At 44.3% G+C, this 25,987-nt stretch carries 21 protein-coding genes; 3 read left to right on the forward strand and 18 right to left on the reverse strand.

Annotation, left to right across the window (positions count from 1 at the left end; all coding sequences use genetic code 11):
• Window positions 1–27: 27 nt before the first annotated feature.
• Entirely contained in the window at window positions 28–465 is a 438-nt protein-coding gene (locus CES79_RS04240; protein ID WP_054655258.1) for a universal stress protein, read from the reverse strand.
• Window positions 466–478: 13 nt separating this feature from the next.
• Window positions 479–2,050 (reverse strand): Nramp family divalent metal transporter, encoded by a 1,572-nt coding sequence (locus CES79_RS04245; protein ID WP_089136409.1) that lies wholly within the window; start codon window positions 2,048–2,050, stop codon window positions 479–481.
• 343 nt (window positions 2,051–2,393) lie between these two features.
• Here CES79_RS04245 and CES79_RS04250 point away from each other — a divergent pair, with 343 nt between their 5' ends.
• Window positions 2,394–5,135, forward strand: a complete 2,742-nt coding sequence (locus CES79_RS04250; RefSeq protein ID WP_089136410.1) for an HAD-IC family P-type ATPase — start codon at window positions 2,394–2,396, stop codon at window positions 5,133–5,135.
• 151 nt (window positions 5,136–5,286) lie between these two features.
• Here CES79_RS04250 and CES79_RS04255 read toward each other — a convergent pair whose 3' ends face one another.
• Window positions 5,287–5,517 (reverse strand): hypothetical protein, encoded by a 231-nt coding sequence (locus CES79_RS04255; protein WP_054655254.1) that lies wholly within the window; start codon window positions 5,515–5,517, stop codon window positions 5,287–5,289.
• A 259-nt stretch (window positions 5,518–5,776) separates the two neighbouring features.
• Window positions 5,777–6,613 carry a YitT family protein gene (locus CES79_RS04260; RefSeq protein WP_089136411.1) on the reverse strand — a complete coding sequence of 279 codons (837 nt, stop codon included), beginning with the start codon at window positions 6,611–6,613 and terminating at the stop codon, window positions 5,777–5,779.
• A gap of 203 nt (window positions 6,614–6,816) precedes the next feature.
• Here CES79_RS04260 and CES79_RS04265 point away from each other — a divergent pair, with 203 nt between their 5' ends.
• Window positions 6,817–8,223, forward strand: coding sequence for a C69 family dipeptidase (locus CES79_RS04265; RefSeq protein ID WP_089136412.1), 1,407 nt, complete (start codon window positions 6,817–6,819; stop codon window positions 8,221–8,223).
• A 94-nt stretch (window positions 8,224–8,317) separates the two neighbouring features.
• On the opposite strand, the gene CES79_RS04270 is transcribed toward CES79_RS04265, so the two are convergent.
• The 4 genes from CES79_RS04270 to CES79_RS04285 form a co-directional block, all read right to left on the reverse strand.
• Window positions 8,318–9,634: a Na+/H+ antiporter NhaC family protein gene (locus CES79_RS04270; protein WP_225362302.1), complete on the reverse strand. Its 1,317-nt coding sequence runs from the start codon at window positions 9,632–9,634 to the stop codon at window positions 8,318–8,320.
• A gap of 163 nt (window positions 9,635–9,797) precedes the next feature.
• Window positions 9,798–11,726, reverse strand: a complete 1,929-nt coding sequence (locus CES79_RS04275) for a copper-translocating P-type ATPase (protein ID WP_089136413.1) — start codon at window positions 11,724–11,726, stop codon at window positions 9,798–9,800.
• Window positions 11,727–11,783: 57 nt separating this feature from the next.
• Complete coding sequence (locus CES79_RS04280) at window positions 11,784–12,155, reverse strand: cupredoxin domain-containing protein (protein WP_089136414.1); 372 nt, start codon at window positions 12,153–12,155, stop codon at window positions 11,784–11,786.
• 126 nt (window positions 12,156–12,281) lie between these two features.
• Window positions 12,282–12,620, reverse strand: coding sequence for an ArsR/SmtB family transcription factor (locus CES79_RS04285; protein WP_054655250.1), 339 nt, complete (start codon window positions 12,618–12,620; stop codon window positions 12,282–12,284).
• A 139-nt stretch (window positions 12,621–12,759) separates the two neighbouring features.
• Here CES79_RS04285 and CES79_RS04290 point away from each other — a divergent pair, with 139 nt between their 5' ends.
• Window positions 12,760–14,649: a heavy metal translocating P-type ATPase gene (locus CES79_RS04290; protein WP_089136415.1), complete on the forward strand. Its 1,890-nt coding sequence runs from the start codon at window positions 12,760–12,762 to the stop codon at window positions 14,647–14,649.
• Between the two features lie 63 nt (window positions 14,650–14,712).
• Here the strand turns inward: CES79_RS04290 and CES79_RS04295 are convergent, their stop codons facing one another.
• The 10 genes from CES79_RS04295 to CES79_RS04340 form a co-directional block, all read right to left on the reverse strand.
• Complete coding sequence (locus CES79_RS04295) at window positions 14,713–15,330, reverse strand: LysE/ArgO family amino acid transporter (RefSeq protein WP_054655248.1); 618 nt, start codon at window positions 15,328–15,330, stop codon at window positions 14,713–14,715.
• A gap of 182 nt (window positions 15,331–15,512) precedes the next feature.
• Window positions 15,513–16,283, reverse strand: a complete 771-nt coding sequence (locus tag CES79_RS04300; RefSeq protein ID WP_054655246.1) for a sulfite exporter TauE/SafE family protein — start codon at window positions 16,281–16,283, stop codon at window positions 15,513–15,515.
• A gap of 122 nt (window positions 16,284–16,405) precedes the next feature.
• Complete coding sequence (locus CES79_RS04305; protein ID WP_054655244.1) at window positions 16,406–17,011, reverse strand: TetR/AcrR family transcriptional regulator; 606 nt, start codon at window positions 17,009–17,011, stop codon at window positions 16,406–16,408.
• Between the two features lie 87 nt (window positions 17,012–17,098).
• Window positions 17,099–18,427: an Nramp family divalent metal transporter gene (locus CES79_RS04310; RefSeq protein ID WP_054655381.1), complete on the reverse strand. Its 1,329-nt coding sequence runs from the start codon at window positions 18,425–18,427 to the stop codon at window positions 17,099–17,101.
• A 387-nt stretch (window positions 18,428–18,814) separates the two neighbouring features.
• Window positions 18,815–20,341: an ABC transporter permease/substrate-binding protein gene (locus CES79_RS04315; RefSeq protein WP_089136432.1), complete on the reverse strand. Its 1,527-nt coding sequence runs from the start codon at window positions 20,339–20,341 to the stop codon at window positions 18,815–18,817.
• Window positions 20,334–21,278 carry an ABC transporter ATP-binding protein gene (locus CES79_RS04320; protein WP_089136416.1) on the reverse strand — a complete coding sequence of 315 codons (945 nt, stop codon included), beginning with the start codon at window positions 21,276–21,278 and terminating at the stop codon, window positions 20,334–20,336. Before CES79_RS04320 ends, CES79_RS04315 begins: the two co-directional genes overlap by 8 nt.
• 95 nt (window positions 21,279–21,373) lie before the next feature.
• Entirely contained in the window at window positions 21,374–22,036 is a 663-nt protein-coding gene (locus tag CES79_RS04325; RefSeq protein ID WP_089136417.1) for an HAD hydrolase-like protein, read from the reverse strand.
• Window positions 22,037–22,171: 135 nt separating this feature from the next.
• Window positions 22,172–22,756, reverse strand: coding sequence for a uracil-DNA glycosylase family protein (locus CES79_RS04330; protein WP_089136418.1), 585 nt, complete (start codon window positions 22,754–22,756; stop codon window positions 22,172–22,174).
• A gap of 83 nt (window positions 22,757–22,839) precedes the next feature.
• Window positions 22,840–24,177, reverse strand: coding sequence for a dihydrolipoyl dehydrogenase family protein (locus CES79_RS04335; protein ID WP_089136419.1), 1,338 nt, complete (start codon window positions 24,175–24,177; stop codon window positions 22,840–22,842).
• 155 nt (window positions 24,178–24,332) lie between these two features.
• Window positions 24,333–25,511: an RNA-guided endonuclease InsQ/TnpB family protein gene (locus CES79_RS04340; protein WP_089136420.1), complete on the reverse strand. Its 1,179-nt coding sequence runs from the start codon at window positions 25,509–25,511 to the stop codon at window positions 24,333–24,335.
• Window positions 25,512–25,987 lie beyond the last annotated feature (476 nt).

The following is a 25,987-nucleotide window of genomic DNA, read 5'->3' on the forward strand; positions in this document are numbered from 1 at the left end:
CTCTTACTCTACCCCATAATATTTAATTTAACGAATGACTAATACTGAAATCGGTGCGTATTTAGCCATGTAAGCTGCTTGAGAACCAAAGCGGCGTTTTAACCCCTTTTTAGCGATTGAACCGATAATCAATACGTCTGCTTGCGCGTGCGGAATGACGTCGTTGACGATCACTTCACCCGGTTTACCTTCAGAAACTAACGCATCAACCTGTTCAACGCCAGCATCTCGAGCTTGTTTAACGTACGACTTAATATGTTCATCAAGTTCGCTGCGTTCCCCATGGATGTAATCCTTATCCAGTGCTTCATACACGCTTAATTCATGACTTTCAAGAATTGAAACAATGGTTAAGCGCGCATGACGTTGGATAGCAGTAGCAATCGCATACTGAAAGGCTAATCGCGCATCGTCAGAGTCATCGACACCAACTAAAATATGCTTAAAGACAGTTTTTGTGGTCATCTCAAACCTCCGTTTAGTCCGCTGCTTCTACCTTAGCCTTAAGTCGTTTGTTACCCTTGTACAGATCGTAAATCGTCCATACCAATAATGCCATAACAGCGGCAATCAAAGCGTAAGCAATATTGTCAGCAACAGCTAATTGGGCTGCTGAAGCATTAGCAGGGAAGAAGGCTTCAATGTTATCTGGCAAACCTTTCATGTTCAAGGCAGTCAGTGCGATAACTGAGAACCAACCCAAGATCTTAATAACTAGTGAGTTTTTAAACCGGTCACCCATTTCAAGCTTGCTATCTGTCATCATCAACAGTGGCAGCATTGAGAATGGTAAGGCGAAGGCCAAGAAGACTTGTGAGTTGTTCATTAACGTGTTCAAAGCTTCGTGTTGACGAATGGGACTTTCGCCACCAGTCATACCAACACAGATCAGAACAGGGATAACAGAAATCAAACGGGTTACTAAACGACGTGCCCATAGTGGCATCTTCATGTGAATGAAACCTTCCATGATAACTTGACCAGTTAAGGTACCAGTAATCGTGGAGTTTTGACCTGAAGCAAGCAGTGCAACGGCGAACAATACTGATAGCACACCGGACTTAGCAACACTGATCAAAAGACCATTGCTTAACATTGAAGAGTTAGACAATGCTTGGAACAAACCGAAGAATGAAGGGTCTTTAACGGCACCGTTCTTAAATACGGCAACCCCCATGATCAGCAACAAAGCGTTAACAAAGAATGCCAATGTTAACTGAATGTTTGAATCCCAAGTGGTGAAACGAACTGTCCGTGCCACATCATCTTCATCGGTGTGGTCGGTCTTACGAGTTTGTGAAATAGCTGAGTGCAAGTACAGGTTATGTGGCATAACAGTGGCACCAATGATTCCTAAGGCACCAGTTAATGGTGTACTGCCACCAACCTTAATGGAACTTGAGAAGGTGTCTTTAGTTGGCATCAAGCCACCAATAACACCGCCCCAGTTAGGATTTGACAAAGCAACTTCATAAGCGAAAACAAGTAAAATAACCAGAATCAAGCAAACCACGATACCTTCGATTTTACGGAACCCAATCTTGGTTAATAATAGCAATAACAAAACATCAAATACAGTAATGAAAACGGCGTATACCAGCGGAATATGGAATAATAGATAAAGCGCAATGGCCGCCCCAATAACTTCAGCGATATCAGTCGCCATAATGGCAAGTTCAGTTAGAATCCAAAGCACGATCCCTAATGACTTACTTGTTCGAGCACGAATGGCTTGTGCTAAATCCATCTGACTCACGATGCCAAGTTTAGCTGCCATGTATTGTAGTAACATCGCAATCAAACTTGACATCAAGATGACAGACATCAGTAAATACTGGAAATTTTGACCACCGGTGATTGATGTTGACCAGTTCCCTGGATCCATGTAACCAACGGCAACTAACGCACCAGGCCCTGAGTACATAAATAATGTTTTCCAAAAGCCTTTCCCCTTTGGAACATCGATTGTCCCATTGATCTCTTCCAACGATTTACCGTTGGCGTATTCGATCAAATGGTGCTTGCGTGGTGTTTTTTGATCCTTCAAGATAAATAGCCACCCTTCATAAATTTGTTAAGCGTGTTTATTGTACAATTTTTTTTAGATTTGTAAAATAGAGTTTAGGCATTCCTTAACCTTAAGCCGTTTTCATGGGCACGCTTTCATGTACTAGCCACCAGCCCTGAGCGCCCGTTCAAAAAAAGTTGAACTTTTTTTACAAACTAGTCAAAGTATCCGATTTTCAGGGTTATTTTGCTTGTATTTCTGATTATTAATATTTAATCTTAGAGATAACAACAATGAAAGAAGGGATTACATTGAGAGACTTGTTCATCAATTTGGCATTACCAGATCGCTAATTAATTGTTAATCACGAAAGGATGATTTATATATGGCAACACACTCAGACAATAATCAAGTCACACCACTGACAACCGACGAACCAAAAGACGCCGGTCCCAGTCAGCAACAAATCTGGCGCCAATCGACTTCCCAACTAGAATCAACCTGGCAGACCAACTGTGAAGACGGTCTTAGTACAACTGAAGCAAAAAAACGCTTTGCAGAGCATGGTCCAAATGAGCTGGAAGCCAAGAAAGTTTCAAATTTGTTGCGCTTTATCAAACAATTTAATAACAGTATTATCTATATTCTGTTAGCTGCAGCCATCATCACGTTTGTGTTGCACAGATACTCCGATTCAATTGTTATTGGATTAGTGATCATTGCCAACGCATTAATAGGATATTTTCAGGAAATATCGGCCGATAATGCCTTAGCAAAAATCAAAGATCTATTAGTATCAGAAAGCTTTGTGATCCGTGATGGTCAAAAGATCACGTTACCATCCCGAGAATTAGTTCCTGGTGACATTGTTCGCCTGGAAGCCGGTGATTCAGTCCCAGCTGATCTGCGATTGGTTGAAGCTGATAACTTAAACATTCAAGAATCGGTACTGACTGGTGAAACTGATTCAGTAGAAAAGATCGAAGAAGCCATTGATGCTGACGATGTCCCCTTAGCGGAACGACAGAACCAAGCCTTTGCCTCTACCGCCGTCACTAGCGGTTCTGGTTTAGGAATCGTCATCGCTACCGGGCGTCATACTGAAATCGGTAAGATTCAACAAGATGTCGCGGAAGTTAAAGCCAAACCAACCCCGCTGATGCAAAACCTAAACCGATTAGGGGTCGGGCTTTCAATTGCCATCGTGGTTGCCGCCATCTTACTCTTCATTTTAGGTGCGGCAATCCATGTTTATAGTTTGCCTACCTTATTGATTGCCGTTATTACAATGGTTGTTGGTTCAATGCCAGAAGGTTTACCAGCTAGTACCTCAGTGGTATTGGCCATGGGGACTAGACAGCTAACGAAACAAAACGCCATTGTAAAGACCTTACCAGCCGTTGAAACACTGGGTGCCGTCGACATTGTCAACACTGATAAAACCGGTACCTTAACTAAAAATGAAATGACCGTAACTGATATCTTGACACCCGAACATCAGTATCAAGTATCAGGGGTCGGGTATGATTCAGAGGGTGCCATCCAAAACCAAGCTGGTAACGATGTTGACTGGCAGAACAATGAGCATTTGAACTGGCTGGTCCAAATTGCCGGACAAACGTCAGATGCCGTTTTTAATCAAGAAGATGGTCAATGGGTCCTCACTGGTGAACCAACTGATGGCGCGCTAACAGCGCTCTATCACAAGCTCAATCACACTGAACCAACCGTCAACGAGATTGACTCACTGCCCTTCGACTCAGCCTTTCGGTATTCTGCCCGGTTAGTCGACTATAACGGCCAGCGAGTGCTGATGGTCAAGGGAGCTCCCCAGACACTGGCAAACCTTATTGAAAGCCGTGGCGGTACCGTTAACGCTGGCGTTATGAAAGAGCAAATGAGTGAACTGACCAAACAAGGTAAGCGGGTCGTGGCATTAGGCTATCAGGTTATTTCCCAGGAAATAACCGAAATTGATCCTGATATGATTGGTAAAGGCTTAACTTTAGTTGGTCTAGTCGGTATCATCGATCCACCTCGTCCAGAAGTTGCTGCCGCGGTTAAGAAACTCCGCTATGCCGGTATTCAAGTTAAGATGATCACCGGTGATGATCCAGATACGGCAGCTGCGATTGCCCGCCAGTTAAACTTAGCTGATTCACCCAAAGCCATTACAGGGCCGGAATTAAATCAACTTTCAGACGATGAACTTGCTAAAGTCATCGATAACTACACCGTGTTTGCCAGAACCACGCCGGCTGATAAGCTCCGCATCGTCAGGGCTCAGCAGTCACTGGGTCACGTTGTTTCCATGACCGGCGACGGGGTCAATGACGCCCCTGCTTTGAAGCAAGCTGACATTGGTGTTGCAATGGGGATCAAAGGAACTGACGTTGCCAAGGGCGCCGCTGATATGGTGCTGGCCGATGACGACTTCACTACGATCCTGGCAGCCGTTAAGGAGGGCCGTCACGTTTTCGATAACATCCGTAAAACGATTCGTTTCCTATTGCCAACCAGTTTTGCTGAAGGACTTATCGTGGTGTTAAGTATCGTCTTGGATCAGTCGTTACCGCTCTACCCGACGCAGTTGCTGTGGATCAACATGGTCTCCGCCCTCACGATTCAATTCGCGTTTATTTTTGAACCAGTTGAATCCGGCATCATGTTACGGGGGCCTCGGAACGTTAAAGCCGGCATTCTGTCGCGAATGGACGTGGTTGAAGTCATCTACGTTTCATTACTGATTTCTGGCTTAGGAATCTTTGCTTACGATACGCTAGTCAATCACAGTATTACCGCTTTAATGGGCAGTACTATGACGTTGAACATTGTCATTTTTGGGAAGATCTTCTACCTATTCAACCTGCGAAATAACCATCCCGTTGTTTCGAAGTATTTCTTCCAGAATAAAATGGCGTTTTACATCATCGCGCTGTTGATCGTCTTGCAGTTGGGCATTATCTACCTACCGTTCATGCAAGGTGTCTTCCACACGACGGCCATTAACTTCCACTATGGTTGGGGGATTCCAATCATTATGGGATTCATCGTTTTGGTGGTAACGGAGATCGTCAAATTATTTAGGCTTCACTGGAATCAACTGCACAAAGATCGGATTAAGTAAACGTAAGTATTAGACACTAAAAGCGCATGATGAATTATCATCATGCGCTTTTAGTATTTCCCGGGACATAATTTCCCAGTTTTTCTCTTATGCTGTTAATCTGAAATATTCCCACATATTCACCACTAATATATGACCATGTTTCAACTTATCAACCTAATTTAATTTGAAATTCTTCTAGTCCATTGATCGACTCAACACTAATCTTTTGCCCGTTCTTCAAGGAATCATCACACCAGAAGTCGGAGTGCGTGTGTCCTTTAAACCAAAACTGATAACGTGGACCTTCGGGGGTCTTCTCTACATCAACTGACGCCTGACTGCCATCCGATAACTTGACCATTTCAAAACTTTTCGTTGGATGCATGTAAATAGTTGTCATAATCTCTACCTCCATGTTACATGGTAACATGTTTTAGGAATACCTAAAAATAATTTGCTTAAAAATAGAGTGTGCGACAAAACTCGGTAATTCCAGAATTTAACCCGAATAACGCCTATTCCGGCGAACTTTGTCGGAATAGGCGTTTTGACGCACGATTAGGCTATATTAAAGCATTGAACAAATGACTATTTTATTGCTATCTATAGTTAAGAAGTCAGTTGAAATACTTACAACCTCATTTCTGCAACGCTTCATCCTATAGATCCAATAAATGAATCCCCCGCACACTACGAATCTGATCCGTTACCACTAGGGCGTCCGGGTCCACGGACATAATAATTGGCATCACGGCCGTCCAATCCCGGTTACTGCAGACATAAAATAACGCATCCATATCTTTCTTGCTATAAAAACCCGTTGCTTTTAGCATGGTAACGCCCTGCCCTAACTGAGTGGATAAGGCTTCACCAATGGCTTGATTTTTGGGAGAAAAAACTAAGACCGACCGCTTGGCGCCAAATACATCCAAGTATTTATTCAACACAACCGCCGAGACGTATAGCTCCAGCACCGTTAATAACATGTTTTGAAAGCCAATCACTAGCCCTGATGGAATCGCCACGATCAGATCAAAAAAGAGCATGGCAGACCCATTGCGAATTCCGAAATAGCGGTTCACGATTTTCGCCAGGATCGTACTGCCGGCGATAGTTCCCTTAGCGCGAAAAATCAACCCCATGGAAATTCCCATTAACACACCGCCCGTAATCGCAGCAATCACCGTTTGAGTCGTATGGTAGGGTAAAAAGACCGGCACTCTTAAAAAAAGACTGATCCAAAGTACCGCCCACAGTGAATAAAACACGGTTTCCCGCTTTAAAAACTTAAAACCGATTAAAATTAAAATGCCGTTTAAAACAATATTGGTCAGTGCCGGTGAAATTCTAAGCGTATAGTACCCCAGCGCGGTTAAGCCGGTAACCCCACCTTCACCAATTCGATTAGGAATCAAAAAGTAGTTGATTGCCAGGGCGTAAACTAAAGCACCGACAATGATCTGTAGACCGTTTTTAAAAATTACTTTCAATGACAAGTTCTCCTCACGCGTGTTTATTATCTACTCTACGCTATAAAGATTATTTAAATCAACCTCATTTCCCGTATCTTTGAGTGGTTACTCACGCTTGCCAATTGATGTTTCACATGAAACATTCACGGTTAAACGCGGTTACGCAAGCCGTGGCAACTTAACGTGATACAATAGATACGTATAACCAAATCAAAGGGAGTGTTTGCATGACTAAACGGATCAAGGGCTCTTGTACCACGATGCTTGTGGGCAAAAAAGCCTCCATTGACGGTTCCACTATAATTGCAAGAAATGAGGATGGCGCCGGTCCGCTGAATCTACAAAAGTTTGTCGTCGTTAATCCTGACGATCAGCCACGGCATTATCAATCAGTCTTAAGTAAATTTAATCTTGATTTACCTGATAATCCGTTACGTTACACCTCAACACCTAACGCAATCGATGATGAAGGAATCTGGGCGGCTGCCGGTATTAACAGCGAAAACGTTGCCATGACAGCGACTGAAACGATCACCTCAAATTCTCGGATTCAAGGCGTTGACCCACTTGTTGATGATGGTCTTGGCGAAGAAGATATCACCACGATCACGTTGCCTTACGCCCATTCCGCTCGTGAAGGCGTTAAGCGTTTAGGCAGTTTACTTGAAAAGTACGGTACTTACGAAATGAACGCCATGGCTTTTTCTGATAAAGATGAAGTTTGGTACTTTGAGTCAATTGGTGGCCATCACTGGGCTGCCGTCCGGATTCCAGATGACGCCTATGTCATTGCACCTAACCGCTTAAATATCGATCAGTTTGATTTCGATTCCGATGATACGTTATTTGCTAAGGATCTCCCTGATATGATTGAAAAATACCACATGAATCCTGACAAAGACCAGGTCAATCTACGGCATATCTTTGGTAGCGCAACGATCAAGGATACTCGTTACAACAACCCGCGGGCTTGGTATGGTCAAAAGTATTTCAACCCAGAATTTGATACCACTCCAATCGATCAAGACCTGCCATTCATTTGCCGGACTGATAAGAAGATCACCATCGAAGATATGAAATTTGTTTTGAGCTCACACTATCAAAACACACCGTATGATCCCTACGGTACTGGTACTGAAGCTCAGAAGAAGCAGTTCCGGCCAATCGGTATCAACCGGAACCAAGAATTGCACATTCTGCAGATTCGTAACGATGTCCCAGCCGAAATTGCCGGAATTCACTGGTTGGCATTTGGACCTAACACCTTCAATGCGGTTGTACCCTTCTACGCAAACGTTACCGACACGCCAGAAGCTTACAAGAACACCACTGCTGACTGTGACCCAACCAACATGTACTGGTTGCCAAACGTTATGGCACTGATCGGTGACAATGATTTTGCACTGTATGAAGATCAGGAAAACTTGTTTGAAGAACACACTGTTGCCCAGTGCCGAAGCTTACAAATTAAGACTGATCAAGCAGCTGCAAAACAAGCCGATTTATCAGCTTACCTTGAAAAGATCAATAACCAAATGGCTGACATTGACCAAAAGAACTCAAACGTTCTGCTTGGCCAAATGTTAGCTTTGGGTGAGGCCCGCATGAAGTTACAATTTACCTTAAACGATTAATTAATCTGAACCATCAAAGAGCCTGAATTGCCAATCATAAGTGATTGACAATTCAGGCTCTTTTGCGTATCATTTTAAATTTTGATTTAATACACTAGATTCTGGCTCGTACTGCTTTCGGCGAAAAATGGCTGAGTAAGAACAGTACTGAAACTACGCCTAACACCATGCAATACCAGCTATATGGCACGATGGCTGCAGCTGAAACCTGGGCAATCGCCCCGGCCATCAACAATTGGCCACCATAGGGGATCAGCCCCTGCCCAACGCAGGAAAAGACATCCAAAATACTAGCCGTGTATGATTTTGAAATGTGGTAGGTATCTGACAGGTCCTTTGAGATCGGCCCAGCAATCATAATTGAAACGGTGTTATTAGTGGTAATGAGATCCAGTAACAGGATCAGAAAGGCAATGGCAAATTTACCGCCTAAGGCACCGTGAGCGTGCTTAGTAATCTTATCCAGGAGCCACTGAATACCACCCATGTGCGTCATTAAAGCGGCTAATCCACCAACGACAATCGAGATCAGTGAGATGTCTGCCATGGACAGCATCCCCTTATGAATCGAATCCAACGCGCCAATAAAATCAAAGCTGCCAGATTCCATGCCGATAACCGTCGCAGTCACGATTCCCATCAGCAAAACGATCAGCACATTAATGTTCATAAACGATAAGGCGATCACGACAATATACGGTAAAATATTCAGCCAGTGGATCGTACCCAGGCTGCCCACACTGGCATTGCCAACGTGCACCGTCATTAATAGTGCGATCGTCACTAGCACTGCCGGAACAACCATGATCGCGTTCGTTTTGAATTTATCAAAAATCGTCACACCCTGAGTCTTAGCGGAGACAATGGCCGAACCGGAAATAAGCGATAGATCATCGCCGAACATGGCACCACTCACCACTACCCCCGCCATTAACGGCATACTAATATGGGCCATTTGAGCAATACTGGCCGCAATTGGCATCAGCGCGGCCACGGTCCCCATGGAAGTCCCCATGGCAAAACTGAGAATACAGCCTAGGATAAAAACGCCAGGCACCAAAAACGACTTGGGCAAATACGTCAGTCCAATATCGGTAATGGTTTCCACCGCGTGCATGGATTTTGTCACGTAGTAAAAGGCTCCTGCCAATAGGAAAATAATGATCATCAAAATCATAGTCTCCTGGCCAGCACCTTTGAAATAAACGGTCAATTTATCGTTGAAAGTGTCCTGCTTGTTATCACCTTTCAGTAAAAAGGCAACGATACTAGCGAGCATCATGGCCACTAACAGCGGCATATTGTCGAAGCTGCCAGTTAACACGCCTGAACTAATGTAAAGAATAAGGAAAAACAAGAGTGGCAGTAAGCCCACAAAGTTCCCCTTGGGTGATGGTTGATTTGTTTTCACGATCAATTCCTACTTTCCAAAAGTTTACTGAAGATATTATACCGGTCTGGATTTTGAGAAAAATGGGAGGTTACTGAGAGTTATCACATTGTAGGCAACTCAAAAGCAGCTTAATATCAGTAAAATTAACTGATATTAAGCTGCTTTTAGAAACAATTTTAAGTTAAACTGCCTCAGAAACGTTAGTCGAAATTTTGGCGCGATTCAGTAAAACTGAACTAGTCACCACTGACAGTGAACTTAACGCCATTGCCAAGCCAGCCAGTTCCGGACTCAACGTAATTCCGATTGCGTAGAAAACACCAGCGGCCACTGGAATGCCCAGCACGTTGTAAACAAAAGCCCAGAATAAATTGAGCTTGATTCGATTAAACGTTTTGCGGCTGATTGCCAGTGCTCGGTCGACATCGCGTAAATCATTTTTAACCAGGACGATACCACCAGATTCAATGGCGATATCCGTACCAGAACCCATTGCGATACCAACATCCGCCACCGTTAGCGCCGGGGCGTCATTGATGCCATCGCCAACAAAGGCTACCTTGCCTGTTTGCTGTAACGCCTTCACGTGATCAGCCTTATCAGCAGGCAGGACATCCGCAATCACTGAATCAATACCAACTTGATCCGCAATGGCTTGAGCCACGCGCTGATTATCACCGGTCAGCATGACCGTTTTAAGACCGCGGTTTTTCAGCGCCGCAATGGCTGTTTTCGAGGTCGCTTTAGGCACATCCTGAATCGCAATCAAGCCAATCACTTGATCAGCCAAACCAACGAAAACAACCGTTTTAGCTTCGGCTTGCAACTGTGTCATACGCTGCTTTAAGGCAGGTGTAATCGGATAGTCAGCTAATAGTTTGTCATTACCGATAAAGGCAGTCTGACCGTCAATCGTTGCTCGAACACCCTTACCTTCAATCGCTTGAAAGTCAGTTACAGCAACTGTCTTCACACCCTCTGTTTTGGCCATCGCTAAAATTGCGGTAGCTAAGGGGTGTTCTGAATCGGTTTCGAGACTGGCCGCCAGTGATAAAACCTGTTGGTGATCACCAATAATATCGGTAACTTCAGGCTTGCCACGTGTTATCGTCCCGGTTTTATCGAAGACGACTGTCGTGAGATCATTTACTTTTTCGAGAACTTCACCATTTTTAATGAGGATCCCCATCTTGGCTGAACGGCCAGTCCCGACCATTAAAGCAGTCGGAGTGGCTAACCCCAGCGCACACGGACAAGCGATAACCACCACTGAAACCGCAAAGATCAGGGCATTAGCCACGCTTGCGCCAATCAAAACGTACCAGATCAAAAAAGTCAGAATGGCAATCATCAAAACAATGGGTACAAAAATGTTTGAAACCTGATCCGTTAATTTTTGAATGGGTGCATGACTGTTCTGCGCTTTTTTAACGAGTTCGACGATTTGAGCGAGCATGGTATCCTTACCGACCTTTTCAGCTCTGAACATAAAGGTCCCGTTACTGTTGATCGTGGAACCAATCACGTGATCGCCAAGGCGTTTTTCAACGGGCATCGATTCACCGGTCACCATGGATTCGTCAACCGCGGAGTTACCCTTGGTAATGACCCCGTCAACCGCGATCTTTTCACCCGGTTTTACCCGAATCAGATCACCAACCGCGACCGAACTCAACGGTACTTTGACTAGCCTGCCGTCGCGCATCACTTCAGCTTCCTTAGCCTGTAAATGAACCAATTTTTCGACAGCATTGGAAGCATTGTTGCGCATCCGTTCTTCAAACACCTGCCCCAGTAAGACAAAGGTCGTCACAAAGGCCGCGCTTTCAAAGAAGACTGCTTGATGAGTAATCATGGCATAAACACTATAAAAGTAGGCCGTTGCCGTACCAATTGCCACCAAGGTATCCATATTAGAGTGGTGTTTTTTAAAGGACGCCCAAGCACTTTGTATAAACGGGCCAGCTGAAACCGCCATGATAATGGTCGTCAATACCAGCATCGTCCATTCGCCACCGGGCAGCATCCAACCAAACGGATGCAAGATCATTTCCGCTAACATAGGTAGCGACAGGATCAAGGAGATCCAAAACCGATTCGTAATTGACATGATTATTCACCACTCTTCCCCAAAACTTTTTTCGCTAATATCGTCGCTTAAACCGACCTACTTAATAATCAACTTGCCATGGAACATGTCCATGCCGCAAGCCCACTGAAATTCGCCGGCTTTGCTGGTATCAATGTTAATCGCCTGTTTTTCGCCCTTAGGTAGCTCACGGTTGATCCCAAAATCTGAAAAGACGACCCGATCCAAGCAACTTGACGGATCACGCCGGGTAAAATTCAAGACAGCGGGTACACCCTTTTTTAAAACAATTTTTTCGGGTGAATAGCCGCCGTTAACATCAACGTCGATTTGCTGAACGTTATCGGCCACATTGACGGTTCCTGTCGCTACCGCGTGCTTACCAAAGAACCACCAGGTGATAAAGCCCATCAATGCTAAACCAATTATTAATACTAAGATTCTAACCATTTTTTCAACCCCTTAATTTTTCGTCTACATTTGTAAACCTTGTCTATATCATAAAGGCTATGTTTACAGTTGTCAACCAAAAAAATAGGGCAACCCGCATCGTGCAGATTGTCCTTCTTAATCAGACTAATAACGTTCAGTAACGTGGGCCTTTACCTGATCAACAATTGTCATAATATGGCGGTCGGATAGCTCATAATGAATGTTTTTACCGTTGCGGGTCCCCTTTACGAGGTTTTGCTGTTTCAATAAACTAAGCTGGTGAGAGACCGTCGATTGGTTCAAATCTAAAACCTGCGTAATTTCAGTCACGCTTAACGTTGATTCTGCTAAGGCTAAAATAATCCGGACCCGGGTCACATCACCTAACGTTTTGAACAGTGCCACCACGTTTTCTAACTCTGATGACACAATTAAATGGTCTTTGAGATGACTAACAACCTCTAAATGTTTGGGATCTTCCATTTTTTCAACTGCCTCCATAAATGTTTTTTCCGGTATTGGTGAGCTCTAGAAAGCAAGGATGCGTTTGCATTTTAAAGAGGGGACAGTTACAATACATATTGAGATATGAACATATGTTAATATGTATTGAGGTGATACAATGAAAGCAGCAACTGTTCCTTCTCACACACGTAAAACGCTGCGTGGTTTCCTGAATCATAAGCGCGACCTGTTAATGATCGCCAGTTCAACCATTATATTATTAATTGCGGTGGGTTTACCAGTCTCGCCACCAAAAATGATGCTCTATTTAGCTTCCTATGCCATTATTGGCTACCGCGTTATCTGGGCATCGGTTAAAAACATCATTCATGGTGATTTTTTTGACGAGAATTTTTTGATGACTGTCGCTACGGTTGGCGCCATTGCTTTAGGTGACTATCCTGAGGCTATCGCAGTTATGCTATTTTATCAAATCGGTGAGTTGTTTGAGGCCATCGCGGTTCAACAGTCTAAGCAGTCAATTTCTTCACTGCTGAAGCTTAAAGCAACCACCGCCACGCTTTTAACCAACACCGGTGAACGAACCGTTAAACCTGAACAGGTCATTCCCGGTCAGATCATCCGGGTCAACCCGGGTGAAAAGGTGGCTTTAGATGGCGAACTAGTCCGTGGCACTACTAGCCTGGATACTTCTGCGCTAACCGGTGAATCCTTGCCCCGTGACGTGCAGGGCGGTGAAACCGTTTTGAGCGGTGCGATTAACCTTACCGGCGTGATCGATGTCCAGGTCACCAAGCGTTATCAGGAATCAACGATTGCGCGTATCTTGGATCTTGTTTCAAACGCCACTCAAAAGAAAACCACGACGGAAAAATTCATCACGCGGTTTGCTAAAATCTATACGCCGATCGTGGTGGGCTTAGCAGTCCTATTAGCAATCTTTCCGCCATTGCTTCAAATCGGCTCATGGGCGACTTGGATCAATCGGGCGCTCGTCTTTCTGGTCATCAGCTGCCCCTGCGCACTAGTAATTTCCGTTCCACTAAGTTTCTTTGGCGGAATCGGCGCAGCTTCACGGCACGGTATCCTAGTTAAGGGCAGTAATTTTCTCGAAGTTCTGACACGGGTAAACACGATTGCGTTTGATAAAACGGGGACTTTGACGCAAGGAAAATTTGCAGTGAGTGAAATTAAGCCAGTTGCACCGCTAACGAATGATCACTTACTGGGGATTGCTGCCGCGGCCGAACAGCACTCTAACCACCCCATTGCCCTGTCGATTTTAGCAGCCTACAAGGGTGATCTGAGCCAGTTCAATAGCCACGATATCAAAGAAACAGCCGGTCATGGCATTCACGCCATCATTGACGATCACGATGTTGTGATTGGTAACGCTAAGGCAATGGCGAAAACGCAAATTTCGATGCCAGCTGATCAAACGGATTGCACGACCGTTTACGTTGCTATTGATCATCAATTTGCTGGCAGTATCAAAGTTGCTGATCAACCGAAGCTAGATGCTGCAACCGCCATTGCTTCACTTAAGCACCATGGTGTTGATCATACCGTACTATTGACGGGTGATAATCAGGGTGTTGCTAATCATATTGGCCAACAGTTGTCCTTGGATCACGTCATCTCCGGGCTGTTACCCGCTCAAAAAGTCACTGAAATTGAAAAACTCAATCAAGCTGCTCACGCGACTAACCATCAAGTTGGCTTCGTTGGTGACGGCATCAATGATACACCGGTTTTAGCCCGTGCTGACGTGGGTATTGCCATGGGTGGCTTGGGTGCTGACGCAGCGATTGAAGCTGCTGATATCGTGATTATGGATGATAAGCCGTCAAAAGTAGCGACCATCATTCAAATTGCTAAAGCCACCAAGCGAATCGTCTGGGAAAACATTACGTTTGCACTGACGATCAAAATCATTTTCCTCCTGCTTGGCGCTTTCGGCCTCATTGGCATGTGGGAAGCCGTTTTTGCTGATGTGGGTGTGACCATCATTGCAATTCTTAATGCGCTGCGCCTTCAACGCGACTAATAAAACAGCCTTGAATCAAACTCGATAATGGTTATCGGTCTTGATTCAAGGCTGTTTTTCCATTTAAAAGATCAGACAAACACCGTTGATCAGCAATAAGATGCCATAACCCATGACAACAAATCCTGAAATAATATTGACCCAGATCAAGACGCGTTTCGGTAAGCGATTCTTTAAAATACCTACGATCATAGTGATAGTGAAAAACCAAATGGCAGTGGCTAAAACGATTCCGCCTAAAAATGGCAATACCTGGTTAGCGGTTAACGTTCCCCGTAAGGCACCCATGGTCACACTCGTATCGATAATCGCTTGCGGATTAGCAAAAGCAACGATCCAGGCACCACCAAACGCCTCTTTCAATGGCATTTGTGAGTTGTTATTTCCCAGTTCAATCTGACTAGCTGAGCGTAAGATGCCAAATCCCATCCAAACGACGATCAGACCACCAATCAGCATGATCGCGATTTTCAGCCACAAATAGCGACTCACCAATGCACCCATTCCCAAGAAAGCGACAGAGGTTAAAGTGGTATCTGCTAACCACACAAAGACACCGATTAGTAATGCGCGGCGCAGGCGGTTACTCATGGCACTGTTCACAACAAACAAGTTCTGCATCCCAATTGATGATACTAACGCAAAACTGATCAACATTCCCCGTAATACTACTGATGTCATAGCTAACTTCCTTTCACTTCGCATAGAAAAAGGCAGCTGCTCTTAGTCTTCAACGTTTTTAAACGCTGTATCTTCGACTAGAAGTAGCTGCCTATCAAGGCCACCCGATGATGACCTTGCTAATAGCGATTTAATTGACTCCAGATAGCATACGGGAACTCAAATAAAATGTCAAGGCTGACCTATTTAAAGTAGGCCGTGTAGAAAAGATAACCGGACAGACAGAACGCCGCGATGGTGATCACATTGCGCAGTAATTTAACCGGCACGAGACGTACCACAACGGGTCCAATATAGCCGCCAATGAACATTCCCACCGCAAGCGGAACGGCCATTAACCAATAAACTTTAATGGTAAACGCGTAGATAACCAGTGAAATCGTGTTGGTGAGCAGCGCTGAAAAATTCTTGATTGCATTGCTGACCGCGAACGGTTTTGCCAGAGTCACCGTTAAAATCGATAACAGAAAGATACCAGCAGCGGCCCCAAAGTAGCCAATGTAGACCCCCACTAAAAAGATGGACACATTTTTCAGTATCCGTACCCATAGTTTGGTTGGTTGATCGGTTCTAGCCGTCTGTTTCTTTTTGCCTGACAGCATCATCATAAGGGCCGCCAGGAAAATCAAAAACGGCACCACGTGTTCAAAACTCGAAGAAGGCAAATAAGCGAGAATGATACAGCCAAGAATCCCACCTGAAGCCGTTAAAAGGCCAATGTGCCACATGGTTGTGTGATTGCCTTTAAGCTCTTTGGACGATGACAGCGTTGACCCCAGACCGGTAAAAATCAGGGCAGCCGTATTGGTTACATTAGCACTCACTGGCGGTATACCAACACTTAATAGCACTGGATAGGATACCAGAGAAGCAAGGCCAGCAGTGGCACTTAAAAATCCGGCAGTGGTCCCTGCCAACACCAGATAAATTGTAATTAAAATAGCATGCAGCATTACGCCCTCCTCAAAAAAAGCATTTACCTCACTAGTATAGCGCAAAGCTGGTAATCAAAAAACGTGTTTCTTGGCCAATGATAGCCAAAAAACACGTTTTAAAGTCCGACTTATTTGGTGTATTAAAGCACCACACTTAATTCTGGCCGGATCTGATTCTTCATCTGTTCAGTCAACTGTCGATTATTCTTAATCAGCAGTTCATCATAAATCACCTTTTGAAAGATTGACACAATTACCCGTGCTAACGGTCGTGACTGGCTTTCAGGCATCGGCTGAAGGGTCGGTGCCGTTTTTAAGTGAGTAGCGATCTGGCCGACAATCCCGTCTAAAACCTGAAGTAACCAGCCTGCCTGGTCATCAGACAATAACATCCGTTCGTGGATGGTAATCATAAAGGAATGGTAGTTCTCCTCTTCTTGAAAGGCCTGCCAAATACTTTCAAAAATACCCATCAAGCGCTGTTCTAGTGCCTCCTTAGTTAAACAATCATCGAAGGTAAACTGCAGTTGATTCACACGGTTAATAATGCCCTGATAAACGATCGTATCTAATATTTCATGCTTACCATGGGGAAAATAATAGTACATCAGGCCTTCAGCCGTACCCGCTGCTTGATTGATCATTCGCGTGGTGGTTGCTTCATAACCCCTACTAGCAAACATTTCCCGGGAAATGTTTAGAATCTTATCTTTATGCTGGTCACTTTTAGTGCCATTTTTACTCATTACTAATCCTCACTCTGTCACCGATTACGGTACGAAAAAGAGACAGCCTCCTAATGTATCTCTGAAAACTGTCTCTACAAGTTTCAACTAAAACATTTCTCCTACTTGTTGTACTAGCAGATAAACGTCTAGCACAATCAAAACGATGGTCACTGTCCACGCGCTGTATTTGACCCACGCATGATTAGCGAACTCACCCATAATCTTTTTACTGCTCGTAAACATTACCAGTGGAATCACCGCAAACGGTAACGCAATACTTAAGAACACTTGTGAGAAGGTCAGCAAACCTTCAATCTTAGCTTCGTTCCCCCGGTAAATAATGGCGAAAATCAGCACTGGTGTGACTGAAAGTAATCGCGTCACTAACCGTTGCGCCCACAATGGAATCCGCAGCCGAATGAAACCTTCCATGATGATTTGTCCAGCCAGTGTTCCGGTAATGGTGGAACTTTGACCTGATGACAGCAGTGCAATGGCAAATAACATACTTAACATTGGACTCGCAATCGCACCAACGATTTGACTGTTATTCAAAGCATTGAACAGATCTACGAAATGACCTAACGAGCTGTTGGTACCAAAGAACAATGCCGCCCCAAGGATCAACAGCAAGCTGTTAACAATGAAGGCGATGAACAATTGCAAGTTAGAATCGATCGTTGAGAATCGAATGGCTTTAGCAATGTCTTTTTTATCTGAACGGTCAAGCTGCCGGGTTTGTGAAATCGATGAGCCTAAGTACAGATCATGAGGCATCACCGTGGCACCCACGATCCCTAATGAAAGATATAGCATCGAATGGTTAGTGATAATATCCGTTTTCGGAACGTAACCGCCAATGATACCCGCAATACTTGGATTGGATAAGGCAACTTCATAAGCGAAGACCAGTAAGATCACTGCCACTAACGTTGCTACAATGGCTTCAATTTTTCTGAAGCCTAACTTCATCAGGACCAGTAACAGCAACACATCCGCTGCCGTTATCAAAATACCAACTACTAAAGGAATTTTAAAAAGCAGTTCCAAAGCAATCCCAGAACCAATAATTTCGGCAATATCAGTTGCCATGATCGCTAATTCAGCAATCACCCAGAGCACGATGCCCATGCCTTTACTAGTACGTTCACGGGTCAGTTGAGCTAAGTCTTTACCCGTCACAATTCCCAATTTAGCTGACATCGCTTGTAACAGCATCGCAATCAAACTAGAAATCAGAATCACTGCCAGTAACTTATATTTAAACTGTGCCCCACCAGCGATTGACGTGATCCAGTTACCGGGATCCATGTACCCAACAGCAATTAAAATACCAGGACCGGTATAGGCCATCAGGGTTTTCCAAAAGCCCCCGTTCTTGGGAACCTCGACTGAACCGTTAACTTCATCCAGGCTCTTACCCTCACCGTTCATACCTTGTACGAAGTTATGTTTCTTTGTATCTGTTTCTTTCATCATTAAAAACCTCTTTTCTATTGGCTTAGAAATTCGGTTGGTCATTGAAACCCAAATTTGATATAAAGCTAAGCGCTATGTTTAATTCCATATCAAGTTATCATTTCTTTGATCCAAACATTCAAAGCAATTCAATTGTTTTCGACTGAGCGCCCGCTCAATTTCCAAAACTTATATTACCACCATCAATTTTAATTACAAGCAAAACTTCATGATGTAAGCGGATTAATTAAGGTCTTAAGGTTATTCACCAGAAATTCCCATGAAAATATAATTTGGAGTGCCTAAATTCTTCCTAAAAAAAGCACCAAGCAAACTGGTAGCCAGTTCACTTGGTGCTTTAGCTTATTTTAAATAATGATGATCAGTTAAATATTCTCGGGCAACAACTGAAGCTTTACGATGTTTAACGGTCACTTGATAGTTCATATTCTGCATATCGCGAATGGAGATTTTGCCACTTAAGCGATTGAGCTGTTTAACGATTGCCGGATGCTGCTTAGCAAAGCTGGCTTTCATTAAAGGCGCTCCCTGATAGGTTGGGAAAAAGTGCTGGTTATCTTTCAGCACAACTAAGTGGTATTCCTTAATTTGCGGATCAGTAGTATACCCATCCGTCACGTCCACCCGTTTATCAGCCAGTGCTTCATAACGCAGCGACGGTTCCATGGTTTTAGCTGACTTCAAATGCAGTCCATAGGTTTTGGTCAACCCTGGATAACCGTTACTTTGCTGATAAAAGTCCGGATCAAACGCACCGGAAAGCTGCTTAGAGACCCGCGCTAAATCGGAGATCGTGCGTAAATGATAACGGTTGGCAGTCCCTCGTCTAACGGCCACCGCGTAGTTATTCTGATACGCCATCGGTTTCAAATACGTCATGTTAAATTGTTGTTTAACATCCTTGCGAGCATCCTCGTAAGCAATATGCGGATCATGATTAACGGTATGATTTCCCTGAACCAGCGTCTGCAAAATGGTGCCCGTAAATTCGGGATAAATATCGATCTTATTGCTTCGAAGACCCTTGAACAGAAAACTGGTGCCACCAAAGTTAGGCTTTAGCGACACTTTAACCTTGGAATCGTTTTGTTCAATTAAATCCTTATACATATTGATCAGGGCTTCAGGTTCACCGCCTAATTTGCCGGCAATTGTCACGGTCTCAGTCTGCGGCTTCAATAGATTATGACCAATGGTTCCGCCCAGGCCGATGATAACCAGTGTCAAAACACCGATTCCAATGCGCTTTAAAGGTACTTTTGATAAGACCTCGATCAGCCAATTGGCTAACAATGCCAAAATAGCTGAAAGAATTGCACCAACCAGCAGCGCGGTATTATTGTTGGTCTGAATTCCTAAAAGAATATAGGTCCCCAAACCGCCACCGCCAATTAAGGCAGCCAGCGTTGCGGTCCCGATAACCAGCACGGTGGCAATTCGAATCCCGGATAAAATCATCGGCATGGCTAACGGCAATTCGACCTTAAATAGTTTGAATTGGGGGGTGACACCCAGCGCATCCGCGGCCTCTAACAAAACGGGATCAATATTAGTGAGCCCAGCATAGGTGTTTTGAAACACTGGCATGATTGCGTATAACACTAAAGCAATAATTGCGGGTACCGTCCCAATTCCGACGAATGGAATGAGAATCCCTAAGACTGCTAGACTGGGAATCGTTTGAATCACCCCAGTGACTTGCAAGAAAAATTCACCAATGCGACGATGATTGATCAGGGCGATCGCCAATGGTATGGCAATCAAAATCGTGATCAGCATGGCAATCAGAGAAATTGAAATATGCTGCCACAGGGCCTGTAACAGATCGCTGTGGTTCTTATTAATGTAGCTGATCACTTGATTAATGATGGTCACCTTCCGTTTCCAGTGAAGCTAAATAATCAATTAAATCGTGATCACTCAGGGCCGTATCATCCACGATAACTTGGTCGATCTGCGACTTTTGAAGGGCAGTCGCCCATTCGAAGATGCTTTGCCCTTTGACCATTTTTGTCCCTGGCTCATTCGGCTTTGCTGGCCGACCAAAACCAGCCGCCAGAACCTGCCCCAATAATTGATCTGTCTGCTGCTCATCTGCAAAAAAGCTGCTGACGAATGCGTTAGCGGGTTCTGTCAGAATTTCAGTGGGTGTCCCCACCTGCTGCAATTTACCATTGTAGACAACCGCAATTCGGTCTGCTAAACGCAAGGCTTCATGCATATCATGGGTCACAAACACAATGGTACTGTCGAGATCCCGGTGAAGGTTGATGACAATTTGCTGAAGCTGTCTTCGCGAAACTGGATCTAAGGCACTGAACGATTCATCCATTAAAACTAACCCGGGTTTCGCAGCTAAGGCCCGCACGATGCCGACCCGCTGCGCCTCACCACCGGATAATTCACTTGGCATACGGTCAAGAAAATGGTCGGGATCAAGGCCAACCTCCGTCATGAGTTCAGCAATGCGTTCATGCTTCTTTTCTGCCGGCCATTTCAAGTTATCCAGTTGCACACTGGCATTTTCAGCCACGGTCATATTGGGAAATAATGCCCCGGTCTGCAGCACATAGCCAATTCGGCGGCGTAGTTGCTGGAGATCAACATCTGCCACATCTTTACCATCAATTTTAACCTGTCCAGAAGTTGGGACGACCAACCGATTAATGGTTTTCAGCAACGTGGTTTTCCCACTACCGGAAGGCCCGACCAGCACAAAAAGCTCACCGTCATTAATGGTGAGACTTAAATGATCCAAGGCGTGCTGTTCTTGATACTCCTTGTTGACGTTAAGCAGTTCAATCACTAGAATTACCTCGATTTTACTTTCTCGTTTTACGCATTAACTATCACTTTAATTTTGAATAAAAAAGAGTCGCCATGCTTAAGCGCTCTTTAACCTTAGACTCTTAATAATTTTGCCACCCCGGCTGGTAATTCCGCCGGAGAAGCAACCAGTGCTGTTGCGTTGGAAGATCGAAGCTCTGCGACATCGCCAAAACCATACGTCACACCCAAAGTCTTCACTTGATTTGCATTACCGCCAGCCATATCGGTATAGCGGTCGCCAACCATCACACTGCGACTTCGTGAAGCACCGCTTTTTTCAATACCGTAAGCCAATATCGCCGTTTTACTGGACCGAACTCGTTCGTCCGAAGTAGCGCCATAAATCCCGTTAAAATACGTGTTCAATTGAAATTTATCAATGATTCGGCGCAGCACCCATTCCGGTTTAGCTGAAGCCACGTTTAACTGATAGCCAGCAGACTTCAACGTTGTCAGTGCCGCTTCAATCCCAGGATAAACGTCTAACTGATATAGCCCCTTAGTATCATACTCTTTTTGATATTGTTTAACGGCAGCGGTCACCTGCTCTTGAGACAAGGTCGGGAAAAACCGTTTCAGGCTAACCGTTAATGTCGGCCCAATAAATAGCCGATACTGAGCATCCGTTAGCCGTGGCAGCTGCATAACCGTGACCATTTTTTTAACTGCCGCAACGATCCCACGTTCAGAATCAACAATGGTGCCGTCAAAATCAAAGAAAACTTGATCATCCATAATTTTGCTCCATTTCTAATAATCCAGGCGTATACACTACCGTAAATAGACTAAACCTTCAAGCAATTAATCAAAAATACTTACTTTAAATTAATAAATAGCGGACAAAATAGCTGCTGACGCTCGGCAACCATTCTATTCTGCCAGCAACCGTCTAATATCAGCCTGTAATTCCGGTACCACTGATTTTTCAAACCAAGGATGTTGGTGCATCCAGCCGTAATTTAATGGTGAAGGATGAACAATGGGGAAATATTCTGGTAAGTAATCTTGGTAATGAGCCACCGTTTCTGTCAGCGTTTTTTGACGGCGTTTTTGCAGATAATACTTTTGCGCATAGGCACCAATCAGCAGCGTTAATGAAACTTTCGGCATCAATTCAAGAACCGGTTTATGCCACTTTTCGGCAAAACCCTTCCGTGGTGGTAGGTCACCCTGCTTACCTTTTCCCGGGAAATAAAAGTCCAATGGCACAACCCCTAATTTCCCAGAATGGTAAAATTCTTCACGGCTCATTCCCATCCATGCGCGCAACCGGTCACCACTGGGATCATCCCAATACGTCATCGATTCCTGACCCTTACGACTGGGTGCCTGACTGATAATCAGGATCCGGGCTTCTGGTTCCACATGGTATAACGGCGCGATACCGCGTTGTGTAAACGCCACGTTTTGCGGGTCTGCCATAATTTGCTGGTAAATATCTGCTGACCTGTCCATTTCGCCACTTCCTTAATGATTTATTTTAACACGATAAACCCCTCGTATGCATACGTACACAAGGGGTTTTGTCGTTTATTTAATTAATAAAAGTATCCAATATCACTAGTGACACTGGGATAAACTGGGGTCCAGTCAGTGGCTTTTTCAGCTGTCGTTTGATGCGTGATCAGCTCTGAAAAATCGTTAATCAACTCTTCAGCGTTAACCGCTAAAACGACTGCACCAACTAATTGACCGGAATGCTTATCAGTAATCGTTGTCACGTGGGCGTCCTTATCCTGCAGCCGATGGTACGTGTACCAAGCCCCCACCGACTGATCATGAATCGCATACTGCTTGTTTTCCCGTTCAGCTGTTCCCAGTGTTATCCCAACTTGAGCAAGCTCTGGGCCGGCAAACACGGTGTGCGGAATTGCTGGATAATGAATTGGCCCGCTGGTTTCACCAGTGAGCAGTGCTGCCACGTAGCGCCCTTCAATCCCGGAGACTGGCGTCAGCTTAGGCACCGACTTAGCAATGGCGTCACCAATCGCATAGATCGATGGCACATTAGTTCTCAAGTGATCATCGACCTTAACGCCTTGCGGTTCAATGGCCACGCCGATACCGGTTAAATTAAGCTGATCTAGATTTGGCCGCCGCCCAGCAGCTGCAAAAATAGCGTTCAGCGTAATGGGCGCAGTACTATCAGTGACGACTTTGATTTGATTATCGCCAACTGCATTGAGCTCCGTCACGTTTGTATTCAGATGAAACTGGATGCCCTTATCTGCTAAAAGCTTTTTTAAACGTTCAGTATAGACCTGAGGAAAATTGCGCAGAAGCCGGTCATTATGCTGAAAAATATGGACTTCAGCACCCGCTTCCACCGCAATGTTCGCCAGTTCAATGGCCACGTAGCCGGCACCCACGAAACCGATCTTCTTTGGCAGATGCGCCAAATTCAAAAAATCAGTACTCGTTTTAAAAGCTGCTTTCCCGGGAATATCAGGAATATTGGGCCGAGCACCAGTTGCAATGACAATTTGCTTACCGGTAACCTGTTGATCTCCCACTCGTAAGGTATGTTCATCTACAAATGAAGCGGTGCCGTGGAGCTGATCGATACCTGCGCTCTTTAAACCAGCCGCGGTTCCAGTTGGCACTTTATCCGTATAGCTGTGTTTAAACGCCATCATCGCCGACCAGTCAATTTTAGGTTCTACTGGTAACCCGCTTTCCTGATAGCGGATAGCCTGTCGCCGAGCTTCAACGACCCCATAAAGCATTTTCTTCGGGTCACAGCCGAAGTTAGGACACGTGCCACCCCACAGGTTGCCCTCAACTACTAAAACGCGTTGACTATTATTCAAACCGTATGCAGCGGCCAGTCCGCCTGGCCCGCCGCCAATCACAATCGTATCATAATCAAATGCCATATTGACCCCTGCTACTGATAACTTATAAAAAGTTAACGATTATTCTTGCTTCATCCTATCCCGTCTCGCATAAACCTCGCTACTGCAGTTGATATGATAGTCCACAAGCGTTAATTCCCGGCTAGCCACCGGTACATACTTTGCGACCTGTTGTTTTAGTAGGCTAAAGCAAAGTTTTCCGTATCCCTGATATTCAGGGCAGCATTTAAATCACGGTCATTGGTATAGTGGCAATTAGGACAGTGATAGGTACGTTCACTCAACTTCAAGCTTACTTTCTTAGTGCCACATTGGTGACAAAGTTTGGAAGTTGGCTCAAAACGTCCAGTTAAATGCACTGGAATTCCTAATTGTTGACATTTAGTAATCAGCTTCACTCTAAAATTGTAAAAACCTTGTTGAGCGATAGCTTTAGCCAAATGGCGATTCTTTAACATACCACCAACATTCAAATCTTCTAAAGCGACCCACTGTGGCTTGGCTCTCACCACAGTGGCAATCAGCTTATTTTGATAATCAATTTGAATATTAGTTAACCGTTGATAAAGCCGCTGCACTTTCAGCTGAGTTTTGGCTAGATTTAAATCAGTAGCAGATCTGCCTTCCTTCTGTTTTCTAGCCTTCAGTGCATGATACTGGCGTGATAATTTTCTTTGCAGTCGTCGAAGCCGTTTTCTGATTTGCTTTAGTCGACTGCTTTTATTCTGGTTGCCATAAATTAAACCGTTACTTAAAATCGCGAAATTCTTCAATCCCAAATCAATTCCAATTGGGCCATTAACTAAATCTGGTTGAATCGAATCAGCTTGTTCCACAACACAGGTCAGATAATACCGACCAGCTTTAACCTTCACCCGTCCGTGTTTAATGACGAAGTGTTTAGCATCAGTGGGAATATAGCCGAATTCTTTCAATCGTATCCAACCCAGCTTGGGCAATTTAATCCGATGCCGATCACAAGCAATAATCTGTTTCTGACTGTTCTTAACGAAATAGTAGCTACCTTGACCGCGTTTAAATGAGCGCCAATGCGGAAAATCACTTAATTTCTTAAAGAATCTCTTCATGGCTGTATCTGCATCAATAAATGCTTGTTTCACAGACTTGGCATACAGTTCTTTGATCCACTGATCATCTGGATTAGCCTCCAAATAATCATGATTGAACCACTTGGAAAATTCATAGGCTTCCATGTAGTGGTAACCACACTCGTAGCGTTGACGATTAATATCTAAAAAGAGGTTATAGGCCCAGCGACTGCCGGATATCTGCTGATCGATCAGCCAAGCCTGCTGGTCAGTTGGCTTAAGCTCAACTTTGTAGGTCATTAACATCGCATTTCCCCGTCTACTTAAATTTAGTGACCCACTTTATCCGCTGGGTTCGTGATTATTATACCGGACAAAGACATTTAAAAGTCATTTTAAGGGAATTATGAGGGAAACTATTTTCAAAATCAGTCAGTTTACTTAAACTTGACAAAACAACCTGATATTATCCCTTTTGATAAGTTTTTAGAGCTTTTTATAACAAAATAATAACTATTCATCCCTCCTGTTTACAACTAACTACTTTCCCTTTCCAACATACTACAAACTGGACTTTGACACCAAAATTACGCCTTTCCATAGTTTTCCCTAATACCATCGCTAGTCTTATTTACCAACTATTTACACGTTATATATAAACATTTGGTAGCGTCAAGAATCTTGTGTAAATGAAATGCCTTCGTACATATAATATGTATCTAACTTAAATAAATGATGCTTCCAAGGTGTCCTGGAGTCCTTTGAACCCTCGGTGGATCCGC

The sequence above is a fragment of the Secundilactobacillus silagei JCM 19001 genome (assembly GCF_002217945.1).
In the GTDB taxonomy this organism is placed as follows: Bacteria; Bacillota; Bacilli; order Lactobacillales; family Lactobacillaceae; genus Secundilactobacillus; species Secundilactobacillus silagei.

What these genes read in the sequence shown, in the direction of transcription:
- CES79_RS04240 (WP_054655258.1), bottom strand. Translation starts at nt 465, where the DNA reads ATGACCACAAAAACTGTCTTTAAGCATATTTTAGTTGGTGTCGATGAC.
- CES79_RS04250 (WP_089136410.1), top strand. Translation starts at nt 2,394, where the DNA reads ATGGCAACACACTCAGACAATAATCAAGTCACACCACTGACAACCGAC.
- CES79_RS04255 (WP_054655254.1), bottom strand. Translation starts at nt 5,517, where the DNA reads ATGACAACTATTTACATGCATCCAACGAAAAGTTTTGAAATGGTCAAG.
- CES79_RS04265 (WP_089136412.1), top strand. Translation starts at nt 6,817, where the DNA reads ATGACTAAACGGATCAAGGGCTCTTGTACCACGATGCTTGTGGGCAAA.
- CES79_RS04275 (WP_089136413.1), bottom strand. Translation starts at nt 11,726, where the DNA reads ATGTCAATTACGAATCGGTTTTGGATCTCCTTGATCCTGTCGCTACCT.
- CES79_RS04280 (WP_089136414.1), bottom strand. Translation starts at nt 12,155, where the DNA reads ATGGTTAGAATCTTAGTATTAATAATTGGTTTAGCATTGATGGGCTTT.
- CES79_RS04285 (WP_054655250.1), bottom strand. Translation starts at nt 12,620, where the DNA reads ATGGAAGATCCCAAACATTTAGAGGTTGTTAGTCATCTCAAAGACCAT.
- CES79_RS04290 (WP_089136415.1), top strand. Translation starts at nt 12,760, where the DNA reads ATGAAAGCAGCAACTGTTCCTTCTCACACACGTAAAACGCTGCGTGGT.
- CES79_RS04295 (WP_054655248.1), bottom strand. Translation starts at nt 15,330, where the DNA reads ATGACATCAGTAGTATTACGGGGAATGTTGATCAGTTTTGCGTTAGTA.
- CES79_RS04300 (WP_054655246.1), bottom strand. Translation starts at nt 16,283, where the DNA reads ATGCTGCATGCTATTTTAATTACAATTTATCTGGTGTTGGCAGGGACC.
- CES79_RS04305 (WP_054655244.1), bottom strand. Translation starts at nt 17,011, where the DNA reads ATGAGTAAAAATGGCACTAAAAGTGACCAGCATAAAGATAAGATTCTA.
- CES79_RS04310 (WP_054655381.1), bottom strand. Translation starts at nt 18,427, where the DNA reads ATGAACGGTGAGGGTAAGAGCCTGGATGAAGTTAACGGTTCAGTCGAG.
- CES79_RS04325 (WP_089136417.1), bottom strand. Translation starts at nt 22,036, where the DNA reads ATGGATGATCAAGTTTTCTTTGATTTTGACGGCACCATTGTTGATTCT.
- CES79_RS04330 (WP_089136418.1), bottom strand. Translation starts at nt 22,756, where the DNA reads ATGGACAGGTCAGCAGATATTTACCAGCAAATTATGGCAGACCCGCAA.
- CES79_RS04335 (WP_089136419.1), bottom strand. Translation starts at nt 24,177, where the DNA reads ATGGCATTTGATTATGATACGATTGTGATTGGCGGCGGGCCAGGCGGA.
- CES79_RS04340 (WP_089136420.1), bottom strand. Translation starts at nt 25,511, where the DNA reads ATGTTAATGACCTACAAAGTTGAGCTTAAGCCAACTGACCAGCAGGCT.